The sequence below is a fragment of the Microcystis sp. M53603_WE2 genome, assembly GCF_030065435.1.
Genome location: NZ_JASJFF010000551.1, coordinates 1 through 1,452, shown reverse-complemented (window position 1 = coordinate 1,452; position 1,452 = coordinate 1). Strand labels below are relative to the sequence as shown.

Below are 1,452 nucleotides of genomic sequence, written 5' to 3'. Positions count from 1 at the left end.
TACTCGCGTTAATTCTTCTTGATTTTGGATGGGGAGCTACAGGGCAAAAGCGTTTTGTATTCTGTATTCCTTGCTACATTCTGAATTTGGAATTGCTGAATTACCGTCGATTGGGTTGACCCAAGGAAACTAAAGTAGGTTGGGTTGACGTAAGGAAACCCAACAATAGACCCAAGGAAACTACCGTAGGTTGGGTTGACGTAAGGAAACCCAACAATACACCCAAGGAAACTAAAGTAGGTTGGGTTGACGTAAGGAAACCCAACAATACACCCAAGGAAACCCAACAAAAAGATTCAGACAGATTTAGATTTTGGGTGTTGGGTTTCGCTTTCCCTGAGAATTGAGAGGTTTTCTTTAACATATTGATTCTACAAAACTGTAGGTTGGGTTGACGTAAGGAAACCCAACAATACACCCAAGGAAACTAAAGTAGGTTGGGTTGAGGCACGAAACCCAACAATACACCCAAGGAAACCCAACAAAAAGATTCAGACAGATTTAGGTGTTGGCTGTTGGGTTTCGCTTTCCCTGAGAATTGAGAGGTTTTCTTGAACATATTTATTCGCTCAAACCAAGCTAGGGACTGCACCTAGTTTTTTACACACAATTCCTGATGGTTTAAAATAGCTTCTGATACCTCAATGAGCAGAAAAGCGATCGCATCTTGATGATCCGCGTCGGTTAAAATGGTTTCGAGGGTGCTAGGGGTGGGAATTTCGTCCCCATCTGCCAACATGAAGGAAATATGACCTTTTAAGGCTTCAGTTGCCATTTTTTTCGCTTCTTCGATGGTTTCTCCTGCACTAATACAACCCGGAAAGTCATAAAATTGTACCCCATAATCACTATGGTTATCTTTATGAACGGTGGCTAAATAAGTAATCATTGATTTCTCCTTTATCGTAATTTAATACTGGCTTGTTTTTCGATACTGATTAGGGTTTTAAGGGGAATATCCTTTTTAGGGTGAGGAACAGTCACTTTCCCTTTTTTATGGGGATGTTTAAAATGATGATGACTTCCTGTTGTACCTACTTGATACCATCCCTCATCCTTCGGTTTTTTGATAATTTCTCGACTTTCCATAATTGATGATTTCTATTTCACCCCCCTAATTGTTGTAAAAGTTGCATCACCTTTTCATAAGTTGCCATATTATCCTGTTGGCGGAATAATATAGCTGCTTGTTGTAGATCAATTTTTGCTTTTTCGGTTTGTTTTAATTCGGCATATAAATCACCACGACTACGGATTATAGTAATCATAGCAATTATCGTCGATTGGGTTGACCCAAGGAAACCCAACAAAAAGATTCAGACGGATTTAGGTGTTGGTTGTTGGGTTTCTACCGTAGGTTGGGTTGAGGCACGAAACCCAACAATACACCCAAGTAAACCCAACAAAAAGATTCAGACGGATTTAGGTGTTGGGTGTTGGGTTTCGCTTTTC

At 40.2% G+C, this 1,452-nt stretch carries 3 protein-coding genes; all 3 read right to left on the bottom strand.

What is annotated here, in order from left to right:
• Positions 1-592: 592 nt before the first annotated feature.
• From PX481_RS11470 to PX481_RS11460, 3 genes are read right to left on the bottom strand one after another with little or no spacing between them, the layout of a single operon-like run.
• A complete protein-coding gene (locus PX481_RS11470; RefSeq protein WP_002763050.1) occupies positions 593-889 on the bottom strand; it encodes a type II toxin-antitoxin system HicB family antitoxin in 297 nt (98 codons plus the stop codon).
• 11 nt (positions 890-900) lie between these two features.
• Complete coding sequence (locus PX481_RS11465; RefSeq protein ID WP_288094607.1) at positions 901-1,089, bottom strand: type II toxin-antitoxin system HicA family toxin; 189 nt, start codon at positions 1,087-1,089, stop codon at positions 901-903.
• 17 nt (positions 1,090-1,106) lie between these two features.
• Positions 1,107-1,268, bottom strand: coding sequence for a hypothetical protein (locus PX481_RS11460; protein ID WP_288094606.1), 162 nt, complete (start codon positions 1,266-1,268; stop codon positions 1,107-1,109).
• Positions 1,269-1,452: the final 184 nt, after the last annotated feature.